This is a genomic window from Eisenbergiella sp. OF01-20, assembly GCF_003478085.1.
Classification (GTDB): Bacteria; Bacillota; Clostridia; order Lachnospirales; family Lachnospiraceae; genus Eisenbergiella.
This window is the reverse complement of record NZ_QUES01000067.1, coordinates 1-13,835: the sequence shown is the minus strand read 5'-3', so window position 1 is coordinate 13,835 and position 13,835 is coordinate 1. Positions and strand designations below refer to the sequence as shown.

16 protein-coding genes and 1 tRNA gene are annotated in these 13,835 nt (G+C 39.3%); 10 read left to right on the top strand and 7 right to left on the bottom strand.

What is annotated here, in order from left to right; all coding sequences use genetic code 11:
* Positions 1 to 271: 271 nt before the first annotated feature.
* Complete coding sequence (locus DXA36_RS32050; RefSeq protein WP_118683569.1) at positions 272 to 1,216, bottom strand: alpha/beta fold hydrolase; 945 nt, start codon at positions 1,214 to 1,216, stop codon at positions 272 to 274.
* Between the two features lie 614 nt (positions 1,217 to 1,830).
* On the opposite strand from DXA36_RS32050, the gene DXA36_RS32045 reads away from it, so the two are divergent.
* The 6 genes from DXA36_RS32045 (at position 1,831) to DXA36_RS32020 (ending at position 6,654) form a co-directional block, all read left to right on the top strand.
* The gene (locus tag DXA36_RS32045) at positions 1,831 to 2,598 is read left to right on the top strand and encodes a ParA family protein (RefSeq protein ID WP_118683568.1); all 768 of its coding nucleotides are present in this window, start codon (positions 1,831 to 1,833) and stop codon (positions 2,596 to 2,598) included.
* Positions 2,599 to 2,601: 3 nt separating this feature from the next.
* On the top strand, positions 2,602 to 3,486 hold the full coding sequence (locus tag DXA36_RS32040; RefSeq protein ID WP_118683567.1) for a ParB/RepB/Spo0J family partition protein: 885 nt from the start codon (positions 2,602 to 2,604) through the stop codon (positions 3,484 to 3,486).
* Between the two features lie 31 nt (positions 3,487 to 3,517).
* Complete coding sequence (locus DXA36_RS32035) at positions 3,518 to 4,027, top strand: DUF4446 family protein (protein WP_118683566.1); 510 nt, start codon at positions 3,518 to 3,520, stop codon at positions 4,025 to 4,027.
* A 26-nt stretch (positions 4,028 to 4,053) separates the two neighbouring features.
* The gene (gene serS / locus DXA36_RS32030) at positions 4,054 to 5,331 is read left to right on the top strand and encodes a serine--tRNA ligase (RefSeq protein ID WP_118683565.1); all 1,278 of its coding nucleotides are present in this window, start codon (positions 4,054 to 4,056) and stop codon (positions 5,329 to 5,331) included.
* 17 nt (positions 5,332 to 5,348) lie between these two features.
* Positions 5,349 to 6,263, top strand: coding sequence for a DUF3881 family protein (locus tag DXA36_RS32025; protein WP_118683564.1), 915 nt, complete (start codon positions 5,349 to 5,351; stop codon positions 6,261 to 6,263).
* A 314-nt stretch (positions 6,264 to 6,577) separates the two neighbouring features.
* Positions 6,578 to 6,654 (top strand) — tRNA-Arg (locus tag DXA36_RS32020).
* 233 nt (positions 6,655 to 6,887) lie between these two features.
* On the opposite strand, the gene DXA36_RS32015 is transcribed toward DXA36_RS32020, so the two are convergent.
* Positions 6,888 to 8,399: a tyrosine-type recombinase/integrase gene (locus tag DXA36_RS32015; protein WP_006773345.1), complete on the bottom strand. Its 1,512-nt coding sequence runs from the start codon at positions 8,397 to 8,399 to the stop codon at positions 6,888 to 6,890.
* An 8-nt stretch (positions 8,400 to 8,407) separates the two neighbouring features.
* Entirely contained in the window at positions 8,408 to 8,620 is a 213-nt protein-coding gene (locus tag DXA36_RS32010) for a helix-turn-helix domain-containing protein (RefSeq protein ID WP_006778124.1), read from the bottom strand.
* 243 nt (positions 8,621 to 8,863) lie between these two features.
* Between DXA36_RS32010 and DXA36_RS32005 the strand changes: the two genes are divergently transcribed.
* A complete protein-coding gene (locus DXA36_RS32005) occupies positions 8,864 to 9,565 on the top strand; it encodes a helix-turn-helix domain-containing protein (protein WP_006778125.1) in 702 nt (233 codons plus the stop codon).
* 56 nt (positions 9,566 to 9,621) lie between these two features.
* Here the strand turns inward: DXA36_RS32005 and DXA36_RS32000 are convergent, their stop codons facing one another.
* Positions 9,622 to 9,819: a ribbon-helix-helix protein, CopG family gene (locus tag DXA36_RS32000; protein ID WP_006773348.1), complete on the bottom strand. Its 198-nt coding sequence runs from the start codon at positions 9,817 to 9,819 to the stop codon at positions 9,622 to 9,624.
* A gap of 90 nt (positions 9,820 to 9,909) precedes the next feature.
* Between DXA36_RS32000 and DXA36_RS31995 the strand changes: the two genes are divergently transcribed.
* The 3 genes from DXA36_RS31995 (at position 9,910) to DXA36_RS31985 (ending at position 11,459) form a co-directional block, all read left to right on the top strand.
* A complete protein-coding gene (locus DXA36_RS31995) occupies positions 9,910 to 10,386 on the top strand; it encodes a hypothetical protein (RefSeq protein ID WP_006773349.1) in 477 nt (158 codons plus the stop codon).
* A gap of 49 nt (positions 10,387 to 10,435) precedes the next feature.
* On the top strand, positions 10,436 to 10,855 hold the full coding sequence (locus tag DXA36_RS31990) for a hypothetical protein (RefSeq protein WP_006773350.1): 420 nt from the start codon (positions 10,436 to 10,438) through the stop codon (positions 10,853 to 10,855).
* 157 nt (positions 10,856 to 11,012) lie between these two features.
* On the top strand, positions 11,013 to 11,459 hold the full coding sequence (locus DXA36_RS31985; protein WP_006776313.1) for a hypothetical protein: 447 nt from the start codon (positions 11,013 to 11,015) through the stop codon (positions 11,457 to 11,459).
* A 262-nt stretch (positions 11,460 to 11,721) separates the two neighbouring features.
* Here DXA36_RS31985 and DXA36_RS31980 read toward each other — a convergent pair whose 3' ends face one another.
* From DXA36_RS31980 to DXA36_RS31970, 3 genes are all read right to left on the bottom strand, one after another.
* Positions 11,722 to 12,363 carry a hypothetical protein gene (locus tag DXA36_RS31980; protein ID WP_006776314.1) on the bottom strand — a complete coding sequence of 214 codons (642 nt, stop codon included), beginning with the start codon at positions 12,361 to 12,363 and terminating at the stop codon, positions 11,722 to 11,724.
* 70 nt (positions 12,364 to 12,433) lie between these two features.
* Entirely contained in the window at positions 12,434 to 12,625 is a 192-nt protein-coding gene (locus tag DXA36_RS31975; protein WP_006776315.1) for a hypothetical protein, read from the bottom strand.
* 374 nt (positions 12,626 to 12,999) lie between these two features.
* Positions 13,000 to 13,725, bottom strand: coding sequence for a TraX family protein (locus tag DXA36_RS31970; RefSeq protein ID WP_118683562.1), 726 nt, complete (start codon positions 13,723 to 13,725; stop codon positions 13,000 to 13,002).
* Between the last annotated feature and the right edge of the window lie 110 nt (positions 13,726 to 13,835).

Below are 13,835 nucleotides of genomic sequence, written 5' to 3'. Positions count from 1 at the left end.
TCCGTCCCGGGGACACTGCTCTGCCAGCGGGCGGAAGGACATTTTGCTCCTGCAAAGTTTGAGTAAGTAAGATATATTTATATGTTTCACGTGAAACATATAGAAAGTTATATAAAAAATCCAACGATGGAAGCAAGCAATAAGCCAAATGGATATTTCATATTTATATTTGTTTGGCTTTCGCTTTAAAAATCAGATAGCCCGCAGTCTGCTGCGGGCTATTGACTATTTCAGGGACCTTTTTTGAGTTTAAATTTTATGTTCTAAGATTTTATAATAGTATATTAATTTGTTCCATAACTTTAGCAGGTGCTTCCAAATGGCATAGATGTTTTGTATCTTTAATCGGAAATGCTTCAATAGATTGGTTGAAATAAATATAATTATCTACAATTGTTTGAATATCCTTTTTATTATCTCCATATAGAATATAAATACTATGATCGATTTCTTTTAATGCATGAATGATATTCGCGTTCATATACCTTCCGGTAAAGCTGGCAAACGAAAATTTGGCATTATAATCCGGTAGATGAGATGACTCTACATAACTAAATAAAACTTCATCTTTAATATGGAAAGGTTCATTGAAGTATTCTTCAAGAAATATCTTCTTATAAGACTCTTTCGTAGTTTGCAGATTATAAAGCAGGGTTCCTAAAATAGGAGTATCAATTAAAAACTTAAGAAGCTTCGTCTGTTTATTTGGTATCTGATTCAATTTATTGATACTTTGGGGATTGATAAGTACTACCTTATCAATAACCTCTCCATCATTATGGCAAGCCATAATTCCAACGGGGGCTGCATCTCCGGTGGCAAGAATACTTGTTTTCCTGCCTATTATAGTTTTAATAAAATCAATAACGGACTGCACATATAAATAATTTGTATAGGTTATATTTGGTTTATCAGACAAACCATAACCTAGAAAATCTATAGCATATACCTCGTGTTTTTCGGCTAAAGAATCTATTAATAAAGAAAATTCAAAGCTTGAACTACCCGGAGTTAAGTCATGCAGCAATAAAACCGGTGTGCCGCTTCCTTTTTTAATATATCTAATTTTCCCAAACCGCCATTCATAATATTTATTATTTGGACAGCTGAGAATGTTTTTAACTGTACTAAAAGAAAATTGAAGTCTATTTATTATATGGATAGTAAGAGTAGTCATACCAGTTAAAAAGATTGCAGTTCCCAGTTTTTTGTTCATAGTTATATATACCTCCTGTATTTACATATTATAAACCATCCATCCTTTTCTTACAAGAAAATCATGTGTTTAGATCGTATTCAAATTGATTTTATGTTACTATTATTTCCGTGATCAGCAACATGCATAAATCTATTTAGACTCGTCTGAGGTGATAAAATTTATACACGCTTCAATTAATAGCTCACGTACTGTACAGGAAATGTACAGTATTGAGTGTACAGTAGCGATTTTGTTTCTTTGTTAATAAATTTATTATAATAATTCAAGTAAGTTTGAACGATTGTTGAATTATATATAAAAAACTCAAACTGTACAGGAGAAAAGTGGTTTTCCGCCCGCTGACAGAGCGCTGTCCCCGGGACAGCAAAAGGATATTTGCCAGTCCATCAGGCCGGACATTCCGATGAGCAAACTATTATATGTTTCACGTGAAACATATAATAGCATGTCATACAATAAAAATAAAAAAAGAATATTTAAATTCTAGTATTTCCTTATAGAATATAAACAAAAAAAGTGATATAATCGATAAGTACTTTATAGGGTGGAATTGTGTTGGTGAAGAATGACTCTATCATGTTTGTAGAATCGCAAACGAAAGGAAATATTTAATGGGAAGAATTATCGCAATTGCAAATCAGAAGGGCGGTGTAGGTAAAACAACCACTGCAGTTAATCTTTCAGCTGCGCTGGCTGCAAAAGGGAAAAGAGTCCTGGTTATAGATACGGATCCCCAGGGAAATACAACCAGTGGATTTAATATTGATAAGAACGAACTGGAAAATACGATTTATGAATTAATGCTGGGAGAGTGTAGTATTCAGGATTGTCTTATAAAAGAGGTAGTGCCTAATGTAACGGTATTGCCTTCTAATGTAAATTTAGCAGCAGCAGAGATAGAATTAATAGGGGTAGATAAAAAAGAGTACATATTAAAAAATGAAGTGGACTGGATAAAGGATCAATATGATTTTATAGTTATAGACTGCCCGCCATCTTTAAATATGTTAACTGTAAATGCAATGACGACTGCGAATACCGTATTAGTTCCCATACAATGTGAATACTATGCACTGGAAGGATTGAGCCAATTAATCCATACGGTTAATCTGGTAAGAGAAAGGCTGAATCCTCAGCTTCAGATAGAGGGAATTCTGTTCACCATGTATGATTCCAGAACGAATCTGTCCATGCAGGTAGTGGATAATGTTAAGAAAAATTTAAACCAGAAAATATATAAGACTGTTATACCCCGGAACATAAGGCTGGCGGAAGCACCCAGTTATGGCCTTCCAATTACCATGTATGATCCCAAATCAGCAGGTGCGGAAAGCTATATGGCATTGGCAAACGAAGTAATTAAGAGAAAGGATATTTAATAAATGGCGGCTAGAGGATTGGGGAAAGGCCTGGATTCTTTAATTCCAAATGCAATTGGAGAATCAAAAGGAAAAACAGATAAAGGAAACGGAGCAGAAAATAAAAATCCGGAAACCATGGTAAAAATAACGATGGTAGAACCTAACAGGGATCAACCAAGAAAAAATTTTGATGAAGATGCCCTGATGGAGTTGGCCGAGTCGATTAAGCAGTTTGGTTTATTGCAGCCTATTCTGGTACAGGACAGGGAAGGCTATTATGAAATCATTGCCGGTGAAAGAAGATGGCGGGCTGCTAAAATAGCAGGGTTAAAAGAAATCCCTGTAATAATAAAGAAGCTTTCCAATCAGGAAATTGTAGAAATTTCCCTGATTGAAAATATTCAGAGGGAAGATTTGAATCCCATAGAAGAAGCACAGGCATACAAAAGGCTACTGAATGAATTTAATTTGAAGCAGGATGAAGTGGCAGAAAGAGTATCAAAGAGCAGAACTGCTGTTACGAATTCCATGCGTCTGTTAAAGCTGTGCGATGAAGTCCAGCAGATGGTAGTGAATGAAATGATCAGTACAGGACATGCCAGGGCTCTTCTTTCTATAGAAGATCCGGAAGAGCAGTACATGATCGCACAAAAGGTTTTTGATGAGAAAATGAGCGTACGTGAAGTGGAAAAGCTGGTAAAAAATCTTCACAAACCGGAGAAACCAAAAAAAGAAGAAAATAAATCGCTGGAGGTTATCTATCAGAATATAGAGGAAAAACTGAAAGAATCATTGGGAACAAAGGTTTTTATATCCTCCAAAGAAAATGGAGCCGGTAGAATCCAGATAGAATTTTATAATCATGAAGATCTGGACAGGCTGATGGAACACATAATGAAGAGCTAATGTATTTCAACATAAGATAAAGGAGAGTTCAATGTCAAGTGGTTTACTGGAGAGCATAGGATTAGGCGGACTGGATATAGCGTATGTGCTAATAGGTATGTTAGTTATGATTCTGATACTTCTTATTCTGGTAATCATACAATTCAGCAGGTTAAACAAGCAGCAGAAAAAACTTGCTAAGTTTATGAAAGGAAAAGAGGCAAAGAGTCTGGAAGAAGAGATAGAGGGTTTATACAAAGATAATGACTTTATAAAAAAAGAATCGGATAAAAACCGTAAGGATATCAGGGATATTCAGAAAAGATTAGAGTATTGTTATCAAAAAATGGGCATTGTAAAGTATGACGCCTTCAGCCAGATGGGAGGACAGCTCAGTTTTTGTATCGCCCTATTGAATGAAAAAGATGATGGTTTTATTTTGAATTCCGTTCAAAGCAGTGAAGGATGCTATACATATACAAAAGAAGTGAAAAAAGGGGAATGTGCTATTACCCTGGGAGCAGAAGAAAAAGAAGCATTGGATAAAGCAATCGGATATTAATTTTATATGAGGAGAGGAGCCTTATTATGATTGACATTAAATTTTTAAGAGAGAATCCTGAAGCAGTGAAAGAAAACATGAAAAAGAAATTTCAGGATTCCAAAATAGCACTGGTGGACGAGGTAATCGAATTAGATAAAGAAAGCCGGCAGACACAGCAGGAAGCGGATGATCTGCGTGCAAGCCGGAATAAGATTTCCAAGGAAATCGGCGGATTAATGAAAGCCGGCAAGAAAGAAGAAGCAGAGGCTAAAAAAGCAGAAGTTGCTGCCGGAGCCAAAAGACTGGCTGAGTTAGAAGAGAAAGAAGACATGCTGCAGGAAAAGATCACAAAAATTATGATGCTTATTCCCAACATTATAGATCCGACGGTGCCTATTGGAAAAGATGATACCGAAAACGTAGAAATAACAAAGTATGGTGACCCGGTAGTTCCTGATTTTGAGATTCCTTACCATACGGAGATTATGGAACGGTTTAACGGGATCGATTTAGACAGCGCAAGAAAGGTTGCAGGCAACGGCTTTTATTATTTAATGGGGGATATTGCCAGACTGCATTCTGCAGTAATTTCCTATGCAAGGGATTTTATGATCAACAGAGGGTTTACTTATTGCGTTCCTCCGTTTATGATCCGAAGCAATGTGGTTACGGGTGTTATGAGCTTTGCAGAAATGGATGCTATGATGTATAAAATCGAAGGAGAAGATTTATATCTTATCGGTACCAGTGAGCATTCCATGATCGGTAAATTTATAGATACCATTGTGCCGGAAGAGGAACTTCCCAAGACACTCACCAGCTATTCCCCTTGTTTCCGTAAGGAAAAAGGTGCACACGGCCTGGAAGAGAGAGGCGTATATAGGATCCACCAGTTTGAAAAACAGGAAATGATTGTAGTATGTAAACCGGAAGAATCTCCCGTCTGGTTTGAAAAGCTTTGGCAGAATACAGTAGATTTATTCCGTTCCATGGATATTCCTGTAAGAACAATAGAATGCTGCTCCGGCGACTTAGCCGATCTGAAGGTTAAATCCTATGATGTGGAAGCATGGTCCCCCAGACAGAAGAAGTATTTTGAAGTGGGAAGCTGTTCCAATTTAGGGGATGCGCAGGCAAGAAGATTAAAAATCCGTGTAAATGGGGAAAATGGGAAATACTTCGCGCATACACTAAATAATACAGTAGTTGCTCCACCCAGAATGCTGATTGCATTCCTGGAGAACAACCTTCAGGCAGACGGTTCCGTGAAAATCCCCGAAGTGCTTCAGCCTTATATGGGCGGTATGACTGAGATCAGATAACATGGAACCGCACAGATATGAAAAGCGAGGTGAGATTCTTGCATAAATTTTTAAAGTCTGTAGGATTCAGTGAATATACATCTACCAGGAAGATCCAGGAATTGATTAAGGATGTGATAATGAATGCGGATAGCAGAAATTATACCACCCTTGATGGAAAAGAAGATACGGTTTTGGTAGAGTTTTGCAAGGATTTCGCAGAAAATATGGGTATCGCGGTTTGTGGGGAGTTTGATGAAAATGATACTTTTACCTTTTATTATTTTTATCCTTATCTGCGTGGTACCGGAGTCAGTTCCATGGAAGATGTAAGTGTAGAGCGCCATGCGGCAAAGGAATCCTATGCCGGTGTCTGTGACGATATCAAGGTTGGCGTTACTTTAATTTTTTACCTGCAGAATATGATTCCTTACATCAAGTACCGGAATACAGATAAGCTTCCCGTACGAGGTACCAGCCTGACTTTGTCGGCATTGGCCAGTCAGGGATCCATCATGATGCCGATAATCAAAAGTGAAAATCAGAAGAAGAAAATCCAGCAGTCCACAATGACCCGGAACCAACTCATTGAAGCGGCAAGGCGGGGGGACGAGGATGCCATCGAAAGTCTTACCCTGGAGGACATGGATACTTATACAACGATTTCCCGAAGGATCCAGAAAGAAGATGTATTCAGCCTGGTTGATACCTATTTTATGCCCTATGGAGTGGAGTGTGATCAATATTCTGTTCTGGGTGAGATTTCTGAATGCCATGTAACCAGGAATAAACTGACAGAAGAAGAACTTTGTCTGATGACGCTCAACTGTAATGAACTTTCCTTTGACGTGTGCATTAATGTAAAGGATTTGTATGGAGAACCAAAAATCGGGAGACGGTTTAAGGGTGTGGTATGGCTGCAGGGGGCTGTAAATTATCCGGATCAGGAGTAGTCCGGATCGGTCACCGATAGCTGGCTTTATACGCAGCTATTGGTGATTTTTATAACAACTATAAAAATACGATAATTTATTATATAAAACGGGTAGACATTTTCGTAAAAATATTGTATTATATTAGTTGTGTTTCCTTAGTTAAATGGATATAACAGCCCCCTCCTAAGGTTGTGCTCTACCAGCTGCCTTACGGGGAAAAGTGATCGTTGCCAGTCTCAATTTAATATAAGTCTCTGTAGCTCAGCAGGATAGAGCGTTCGCCTCCTAAGCGGTTGTTCAATCCTCACTATTTACAATTTCATTTGATATACGCGCCAATAGCTCAGCTGGATAGAGCGTCCCCCTCCTAAGGGGAAGGCCGGGGGTTCGAATCCCTTTTGGCGCGCCAGATAATAACGCCGAAAGCCTTTGTTTTCAAGGGTTTTCGGCTTTTTTATTGAGCAGTAAAAGAAAAAATAATCAAGCTTCGCTTGGAGAGGTTTTTCTCTTTTATTGCTGCAAGGGAATCATGGTTCGGGTGTTTCGTATCGCTTATATTATACAGTAAATTCAGTGGTTTTGTACAGTAGCTAAATATTTAGGTGATTAACGGCGTTAAATACGGTTGGTGTCGGATGACCTTTAATTGCCCGAATTGTTCTTCTCGTACATGGCGATAGCAAACTCAAGCATCTGTTTTCCGGCTGAATCAGAAGCCACTTCCTCAAGCTTTTTTGCAAAATCTTCATCTGCCAGAGAGATTGTCGCTTTGGATTCAGAATCCGATTTGCCGGAGCGACTAAGAAACTTTCCAATCGCTTTCGCTGTATCAATTCTTACGCTGTCCTCCGGCGTTTCGTAATAGTCCTGTATCGTGCTCAACTGACGATGGGCGGTATCCTTAGCCAAGCTCACATAGTCATGCTTGTTATAATCAAGTTTTTTTGTGATTGAGAAATGCCTTAGGCTATACAGGTCTACTTTTGGAAGTCCTAAAGGCTCATAGAGTGAACGGAACATATCATCGGCGTATTGTGAACTGATATGCGTACCATCCTCGTGAGCAAATATCAAATCATCATCAATGTAGCTGTCTCCTGCAAGCTGCTTATGCTGATTCTGAACAAGCCTGTAATCACGGAGCATGAAAATGACTTCCGGCGCTATATAGATTCTGTCCGTCTTTGCTTCGATTTCCTTTTCCGTCTTGGTAACATGAAAGACCGCACGTCTTTTTGCATCCGGTCGAGTGCTACGAACTTGGTCGAATACTTTGAGAATCCCCCGACCATTTGTTTCTTTAATAAATTTCTCAGTGCGGTAAGTCAACTCCTTGTAGTTACGAATATAGGACGGTTCATGCTTGTCCTCGTTATCGTATACATCAGACCATGTTAAGGCAAGACATTCTCCAATACGGCTGCTCAATGCCACCATAAGGCTGATTAGAAGCTTGAGCTGTGGATCGGAACAGTTATCATACGCAAAATTAAACTGTTCTTCTGTCCACACCTCACGCCTGCTTGACTTCGGCTGCTTTACAGTCACACCCAACATGGGGTTTTCTGTGATAAGCTCCAAATCATCCGTAGCGTACTTAAATGCTCGGCTGATGATTTTCTTGCAATCATAAACAGTACGCTGTGATACCCTTGCCCCATTTGCCTTATGATTCCCGTTGGCTTGCGGTAATTGAAGCATATCCTTGAAGCCCTGTCTCATATCGACACGGGTTATTTTCCATATAGGGAATGAACCAAACACGGGAACAATGTAATTACGAATCTTACCGATATTCGCTCTGTAAGTGCCCTCGTCCCATCCATATCTGTCTCCGATGGTATGTAAATACTTAGTATGTTCGGCATAGGCGTACAAGAGTTGTTCAACGGTTTCTATCTCCGTTTTATCAACTTTTGAAGCTACTGTTGTGCCCTTGGCAGCCTTATGCTCCTTTTCTCGGAGCAGAAGATAGGATAAGAACTGATTCTTCGCACGTTCGTTGTTCACAGTCTCGGTGGTCTGGTGTTCCTTGCCTTCGGAATCAAGATACCCATAGCGGATGCGCCAGTTGTCATTGGTAGCGTTAATCTTGGTGGGTTCGCTATGCCACAAATACTCAGCTATGTCTTTCTTCTTAGGTTTTCTGCCCATAACATCCGTTAGAACTCGTTCGGATGATTGTTATACCAATCTTCAAAACTGTTCTTGTCGATACGAAGATATTTCCCCACCATGAATACACGAAAATCATTGTTTTTCTGATGCTTTTTGATAAAGTTGCGGACACTTTCCTCTCCGACACCATAGATGTTCATAATGTCCTGCACAGAGTAGTTGCGACACTCCATGATAGACTGGGTTACTCCTGCCATAGTATTCATCTCCTTTGTTATTACTGGTTAATGCGGCTTTGCAACACAGTATAACGTTAATGTTATATTGTGTTATATTCTTATATTACTCCTGAGTAGTGCCGTTGTCAATACGGTTGAAGCAAAATAGTTACGTTAATAGCGTTTTTCATTCGAATGCGAATGGTTAATCTTGATTTCCGGCTCAAACGATGGTATTATCTGAAGTGTATTGTTGGGGCAACACAGTTGGGAGGAAAACAAATGGGTTTGTGGGATAAATTTCGAAGCGATAAAAAGTCTGGAAGGTATCTGGGAACAGGAACAAAAATTCGAAGAATCCGTTCGCAGAAAGATACAACTGTTGTTGAATTGGCAAACGCTTTAGGGGTAAATGAAGCCGCTATAAGGAATTATGAAATTGGATATAGACAAGCGTCCCGAGATAAATTAGAACTGATTGCCCAAAGGCTCGGTGTGCCAGTAGAAACACTCATTGACCGCCAGATCGACAGCTATAACGATGCCATACACATTTTGTTTGAACTGTCCGAGAAATATGACCTTGTGCCAATCGAACTTCCGCAAGAGCCTAAATACGCTATCCAGACAAAGGATGAGACAATTCTTCAAGCGTTACAAGCATGGTACAACGAAAGGCGCAAATGGGAGAACGGGGATATCACACAAGCCGAACTGCAAGAATGGACGGACACATTCCCTTTACAGTGCGAAGAAAACGAACCTCCGGCAGAAAAAGTGGAATCCCGTTATACAGACTTTGAACGCATTCTGGGGTTGAAATCCTCGTTAGAGCAGTTTGATATGATTGTGAATGACAATGTAGAACTGATTGAGGATTGCATTGCTCATAAGGACTATAAAACAGCTCGGGAGCATTTGAGAACGCTTAAAGCCACCGTCCACACGCTGTCACAGGTGGATATCAAACGATACGGAAAATAAGAAAATCACAGGCGATTCCTATTGCACTACGCAAAGGAGCTGCCTGTGATTTTTTGTTATTTGGGTTCGATGGAGCAGCGGTCTAACGAAAACTCCAACAGTATACCAATCAGTTCATTTCGGCTGCGCCCTGTCTGAGCCGATATTTCATCAATGCGCTGCACAACGTCCTCTCTGATACGAACAGAAAAGGTCTTATAACCGTCATCCCCCTTGGGACGTTTCGGATGAATTATCAATTTTTCCTCTTTCATGCTAAATCACCTCTATGTTAGATTTTATGTTTCCATAGATGTGATTTATATGTTATAATTTATGTTATAAATTATATTGGAGGGATTGAAATGAACTCGGACGAATTATATACGCTGAAAAGTATGGTGCTTGATAACTATGAGCAGTACCATGACGGCCTTAGAATACTCTTAGAAAGCGATAAGGGGCTTTTCAAGGCGTTTGGACAGTCTCCCCGTACAAAGTACCTAAAGACGGAGAACTTCTACCTAACGTCAAAAGAACGTCTTACATACATGATGGGATTTATTGATGCCTTAGCTTGGCTGACAAGACAGGGAAAGTTGGTGCCGGATACATTCCCTACAGATATCACAGGATTCACAGACCCGGAGGAAACCCCGGAAGAACGTGCAGAATATTTTGAGCAACGATACAAGGGCTTATCGCCGGAACAGCGTGCCGAACTGGAAGCGTTTGATAAAGAAAACGAAGAACTGTGGCTTGAACAAGTCGAAGAAAGCATTAAAGAGAATAAAGTAATCAATAATCTGATTCTGCGTTTTATTACAGGGGAAGATTTTTGATTTAAGATTACACCGCCAGAAACAGAAAATTGAATTTGCGGAGGTATATATGAGCAGAATTACAACAAAAATCTTAAAAATGATAATTTTTTTAGGAATCTTTGCTTGGTACGTATATAGCCAGTTCCAAAAAGGAGGGGCGATTTTTTCATTAGAAATAATAGGTGCCGGTCTTGGACTTGCCTCTTTAGCCTATATAAGCTTATCGCTTTATGGATTTATATTAGATGTATCAAAGAGGTATCTCCTTGCATTTATAATAACGGTAGCGATAGCGTTGTTTGTAAGTTTTAAAATAGATGGAATTATTGCTTCTATTCCTTGGCTGAGCGAAGATGGATTTGTATTTATCATAATTGTTCTGACAGTTCTCTGTGTGGTTCGGGATGTTAAGACAATACGAACAATATCACAAATTCAAAAAAGCAGTGTAACACAAACAAATTCTACGGACGAGCGTAATACATAAAAAATTCTACAGCCATGAGCAAAACTCCGATTTACTCATAACGACATACAACATATAGCACTATCAAGCTCGATACAGCGGCATATGGTGGTATCAATGTTGCAAAACCTGCGTTTTGCTCATGGCTGAAAATTCTATTCTTGCGAGGTGATTCATTATGAAAGATTACAACTATAATGAAAATAGAGAAGAACAGAGTGCAAGGGAGATTGGCAAGAAATTTGCAGAGTTGGGTTTTGGCACTGTTATGACAGATGAAGAATACGCAAGGTCAGAAAAACGAATTGAAAAGTCAGAAAAAAGATATAAGTTTTTCGGTTCTGTTTTCAGTGAATTGAGGACGATTATTTACACGCCACTTTCCATTGCGTTTCATGCGGTTTCCTATGTCGCAAAAGGAATTGGTTACATTTCTTCTTTCGGACTGATTGCAGGAGTTTACTATCTGTATCAGTCTTTTTGTGCTTTCAAAAGCGGCGTCCCATTTGGAGAAATTGGAGAATTTACAAAGGCAGTAGGCTTCATTGTTTTTCCTTTTATCGCTTATCTGGTAAGCTATGTTTCGGAAAAAATCTACACCTACTTTGAAGAAAATGCGTACTAATACCAAGGTATGCCCGACAAAAGCTCTGCATTAGCTTTTCGAATATGATAAATAACAAGAGCACCTCTGCACTCAATTGAGTATAGAGGTGCTCTTTGCGTTTGCGTCAGCAGTTAAAGTGAAATCAATACGTTGACAGTTTATCGCTGGTAAACCACAAACGCAACCATCATCCCCAAAAGCTGTTGTGTGCTAATCGGCAGCTTTAAACGACTTTATTTTGATACAATTAGTTCGTAAAACTGGAAGTTAGATGACAAAGCTATTTGATAAGCCACCGTTCCCCGTTTGGCATAATACGAATATCACCCGGAAGTCTCTCCAAAATCGCTCCGTCTCGCAGAGAACGCACCAGCGTCTCCTCCCGATAGTCCGGGTCTTCGTACCAAATATTGAAATAAAGGTCATCCCCCTCCCGAAAGTTAAAAGATTCCCTATCATTTATCGCAAAGCTTATTTTCTCAGGCCAAATCATCTCAAATGTCCCGTCATTTGGCTGCCGTGTCAGCGATAATGGAGAGGTATGAAGGATGAGATTATAGCAGTCTTTCACTGTGGACAGAGGCAACCTTGCCACTTCCTGCGTTTTCTCTTGTTGATGTATGAACCGAAGAATATATATCATACTTTCTGCGAAATTCACTACCAGCAGCACAATAGCGCCTTCATCATACACGGGATAGCCAAGATATTGACCGTCCACAGGCGGCACAGGCTCATACACTGTACCGTCCGGATAGTGGATAAGATACAAGCGGTTACTCCGCACATGGTGTCTCTGCCGGAATAGTTCTTCCGCTTCATAGAGATCGCCGTGAATATAGTCCGTTGCCCAGTACCATTCGTCGGTTCCTCCCTGAACAAGCTCCATATTGGTCATGCCATGTATGTCAACGGTCTTCATTAACGCACCTCCCGCTTCACAAATATATACTGCTCAAATACGTCTCGTTCATAGTGCAAGTTAAGCCTGCTCACTCATCAAGGACACATTTCCCCTTTGTACCATCAGCATTCATATAGTATCCATCTATAATGGTGCGATAGCCACCGCCAAAACTCCACTCATTTTTCTCAATGAATGCAATAAATTTATCAATAACTTCATCCATCGAGACGTCTTTTGGAATGGTAATGCAGCCTTGAATTTCAATTTCTTTTGTCATCGGAAGTCCCTCCCGGAATCAGCATCGTCTTATTTCCAAACAATAGAATGATGGCCTGTTAGGATACATTTTATCGGGCGTATTCCAAACATCGGCGTGGTCAATTTCTTTGATATGCTATGTTGAGTATATAAACCCACACCCCTCTGGCTTCGCCTTGACCGCTAATCTTATCAATAGAGTTTTTCCACCTTTGGTAAAGTATAGCACATTATACTTTACTCCGTAAAGTCATGTGCAGGGGATACTCCCCTTGCCCCCTCTTGGGGCTTTGCCCCAAACCCCACACTCGCCGTGTGGCAGGGGAATAAGCCATTGCTTTTTCCCCTTTGGGAAGTGTTACACTCCACTCCGTCAAGGTCGGGTAGTATAAACTAAATGTTTAAATATATGCGCAAAAGCCCTAAGATTAGAATATGTACTGGATAAAAGAAATAGTTGAACCATTTATATTGTTTGCCTCTTTCACCATTATAGGTTAGAGTCATGCCAAAACCTATAAATGAGTAAAGTTCTTTTATAATTGATATATATCCCAGGCCAGCACCAAGGAGAGGTTTATCATAGAATATATAAAAGAGATAGGCAACGATTATTGCGTGATAATCATAATCAAGACTTAGCTCCATAGATAGAAACCCAAAAAATGCTACAATCAGGATTGATAAAGCATACCAAGGATATTTATTGCTGATTTTATCTTTAAGAATGTCAATAATCCAAATTGTAATAAGGCATAGCGCTAAGGTAAACATTATATTGTTCCAATATGGAGAGAAACAAGTTTTTGATGTAAACAAATCAAAAGGCACTTCTGATATTACACCAAAAATTAAAAGCATAATCAGATATTTCATTCTGTTGCCAGTTTTGAAGAATCCCTCTACAAGAAAAAAAACAAACAGCGGGAATGCAATTCTGCCCAAAATAGAAAATAGATTGGACAAATGTAATAGAAAACCTTGTCCATTTAAATAAGGTGTTATTAAAGCGTTATTAACATGATCTATTAGCATAGATGCAAATGCCAAATACTTTAGTTGTGATCCATTGAAGATCTGGAGCTTCTTTAATTTTGTCTGGTTGAACCTTGTATCCATATATCCCCACTCTAATAATTAAATGTTACTTTATACTCTGTGCAAATCGTCACTGTCGCAAGTAGCCAAAAACTCATATATGCGTATCTCTTTTTCAATCTTACCCTGTT

What these genes read in the sequence shown, in the direction of transcription:
- DXA36_RS32050 (WP_118683569.1), bottom strand. Translation starts at nt 1,216, where the DNA reads ATGAACAAAAAACTGGGAACTGCAATCTTTTTAACTGGTATGACTACT.
- DXA36_RS32045 (WP_118683568.1), top strand. Translation starts at nt 1,831, where the DNA reads ATGGGAAGAATTATCGCAATTGCAAATCAGAAGGGCGGTGTAGGTAAA.
- DXA36_RS32040 (WP_118683567.1), top strand. Translation starts at nt 2,602, where the DNA reads ATGGCGGCTAGAGGATTGGGGAAAGGCCTGGATTCTTTAATTCCAAAT.
- DXA36_RS32035 (WP_118683566.1), top strand. Translation starts at nt 3,518, where the DNA reads ATGTCAAGTGGTTTACTGGAGAGCATAGGATTAGGCGGACTGGATATA.
- serS (WP_118683565.1), top strand. Translation starts at nt 4,054, where the DNA reads ATGATTGACATTAAATTTTTAAGAGAGAATCCTGAAGCAGTGAAAGAA.
- DXA36_RS32025 (WP_118683564.1), top strand. Translation starts at nt 5,349, where the DNA reads ATGAAAAGCGAGGTGAGATTCTTGCATAAATTTTTAAAGTCTGTAGGA.
- DXA36_RS32015 (WP_006773345.1), bottom strand. Translation starts at nt 8,399, where the DNA reads ATGGGCAGAAAACCTAAGAAGAAAGACATAGCTGAGTATTTGTGGCAT.
- DXA36_RS32010 (WP_006778124.1), bottom strand. Translation starts at nt 8,620, where the DNA reads ATGGCAGGAGTAACCCAGTCTATCATGGAGTGTCGCAACTACTCTGTG.
- DXA36_RS32005 (WP_006778125.1), top strand. Translation starts at nt 8,864, where the DNA reads ATGGGTTTGTGGGATAAATTTCGAAGCGATAAAAAGTCTGGAAGGTAT.
- DXA36_RS32000 (WP_006773348.1), bottom strand. Translation starts at nt 9,819, where the DNA reads ATGAAAGAGGAAAAATTGATAATTCATCCGAAACGTCCCAAGGGGGAT.
- DXA36_RS31995 (WP_006773349.1), top strand. Translation starts at nt 9,910, where the DNA reads ATGAACTCGGACGAATTATATACGCTGAAAAGTATGGTGCTTGATAAC.
- DXA36_RS31990 (WP_006773350.1), top strand. Translation starts at nt 10,436, where the DNA reads ATGAGCAGAATTACAACAAAAATCTTAAAAATGATAATTTTTTTAGGA.
- DXA36_RS31985 (WP_006776313.1), top strand. Translation starts at nt 11,013, where the DNA reads ATGAAAGATTACAACTATAATGAAAATAGAGAAGAACAGAGTGCAAGG.
- DXA36_RS31980 (WP_006776314.1), bottom strand. Translation starts at nt 12,363, where the DNA reads ATGAAGACCGTTGACATACATGGCATGACCAATATGGAGCTTGTTCAG.
- DXA36_RS31975 (WP_006776315.1), bottom strand. Translation starts at nt 12,625, where the DNA reads ATGACAAAAGAAATTGAAATTCAAGGCTGCATTACCATTCCAAAAGAC.
- DXA36_RS31970 (WP_118683562.1), bottom strand. Translation starts at nt 13,725, where the DNA reads ATGGATACAAGGTTCAACCAGACAAAATTAAAGAAGCTCCAGATCTTC.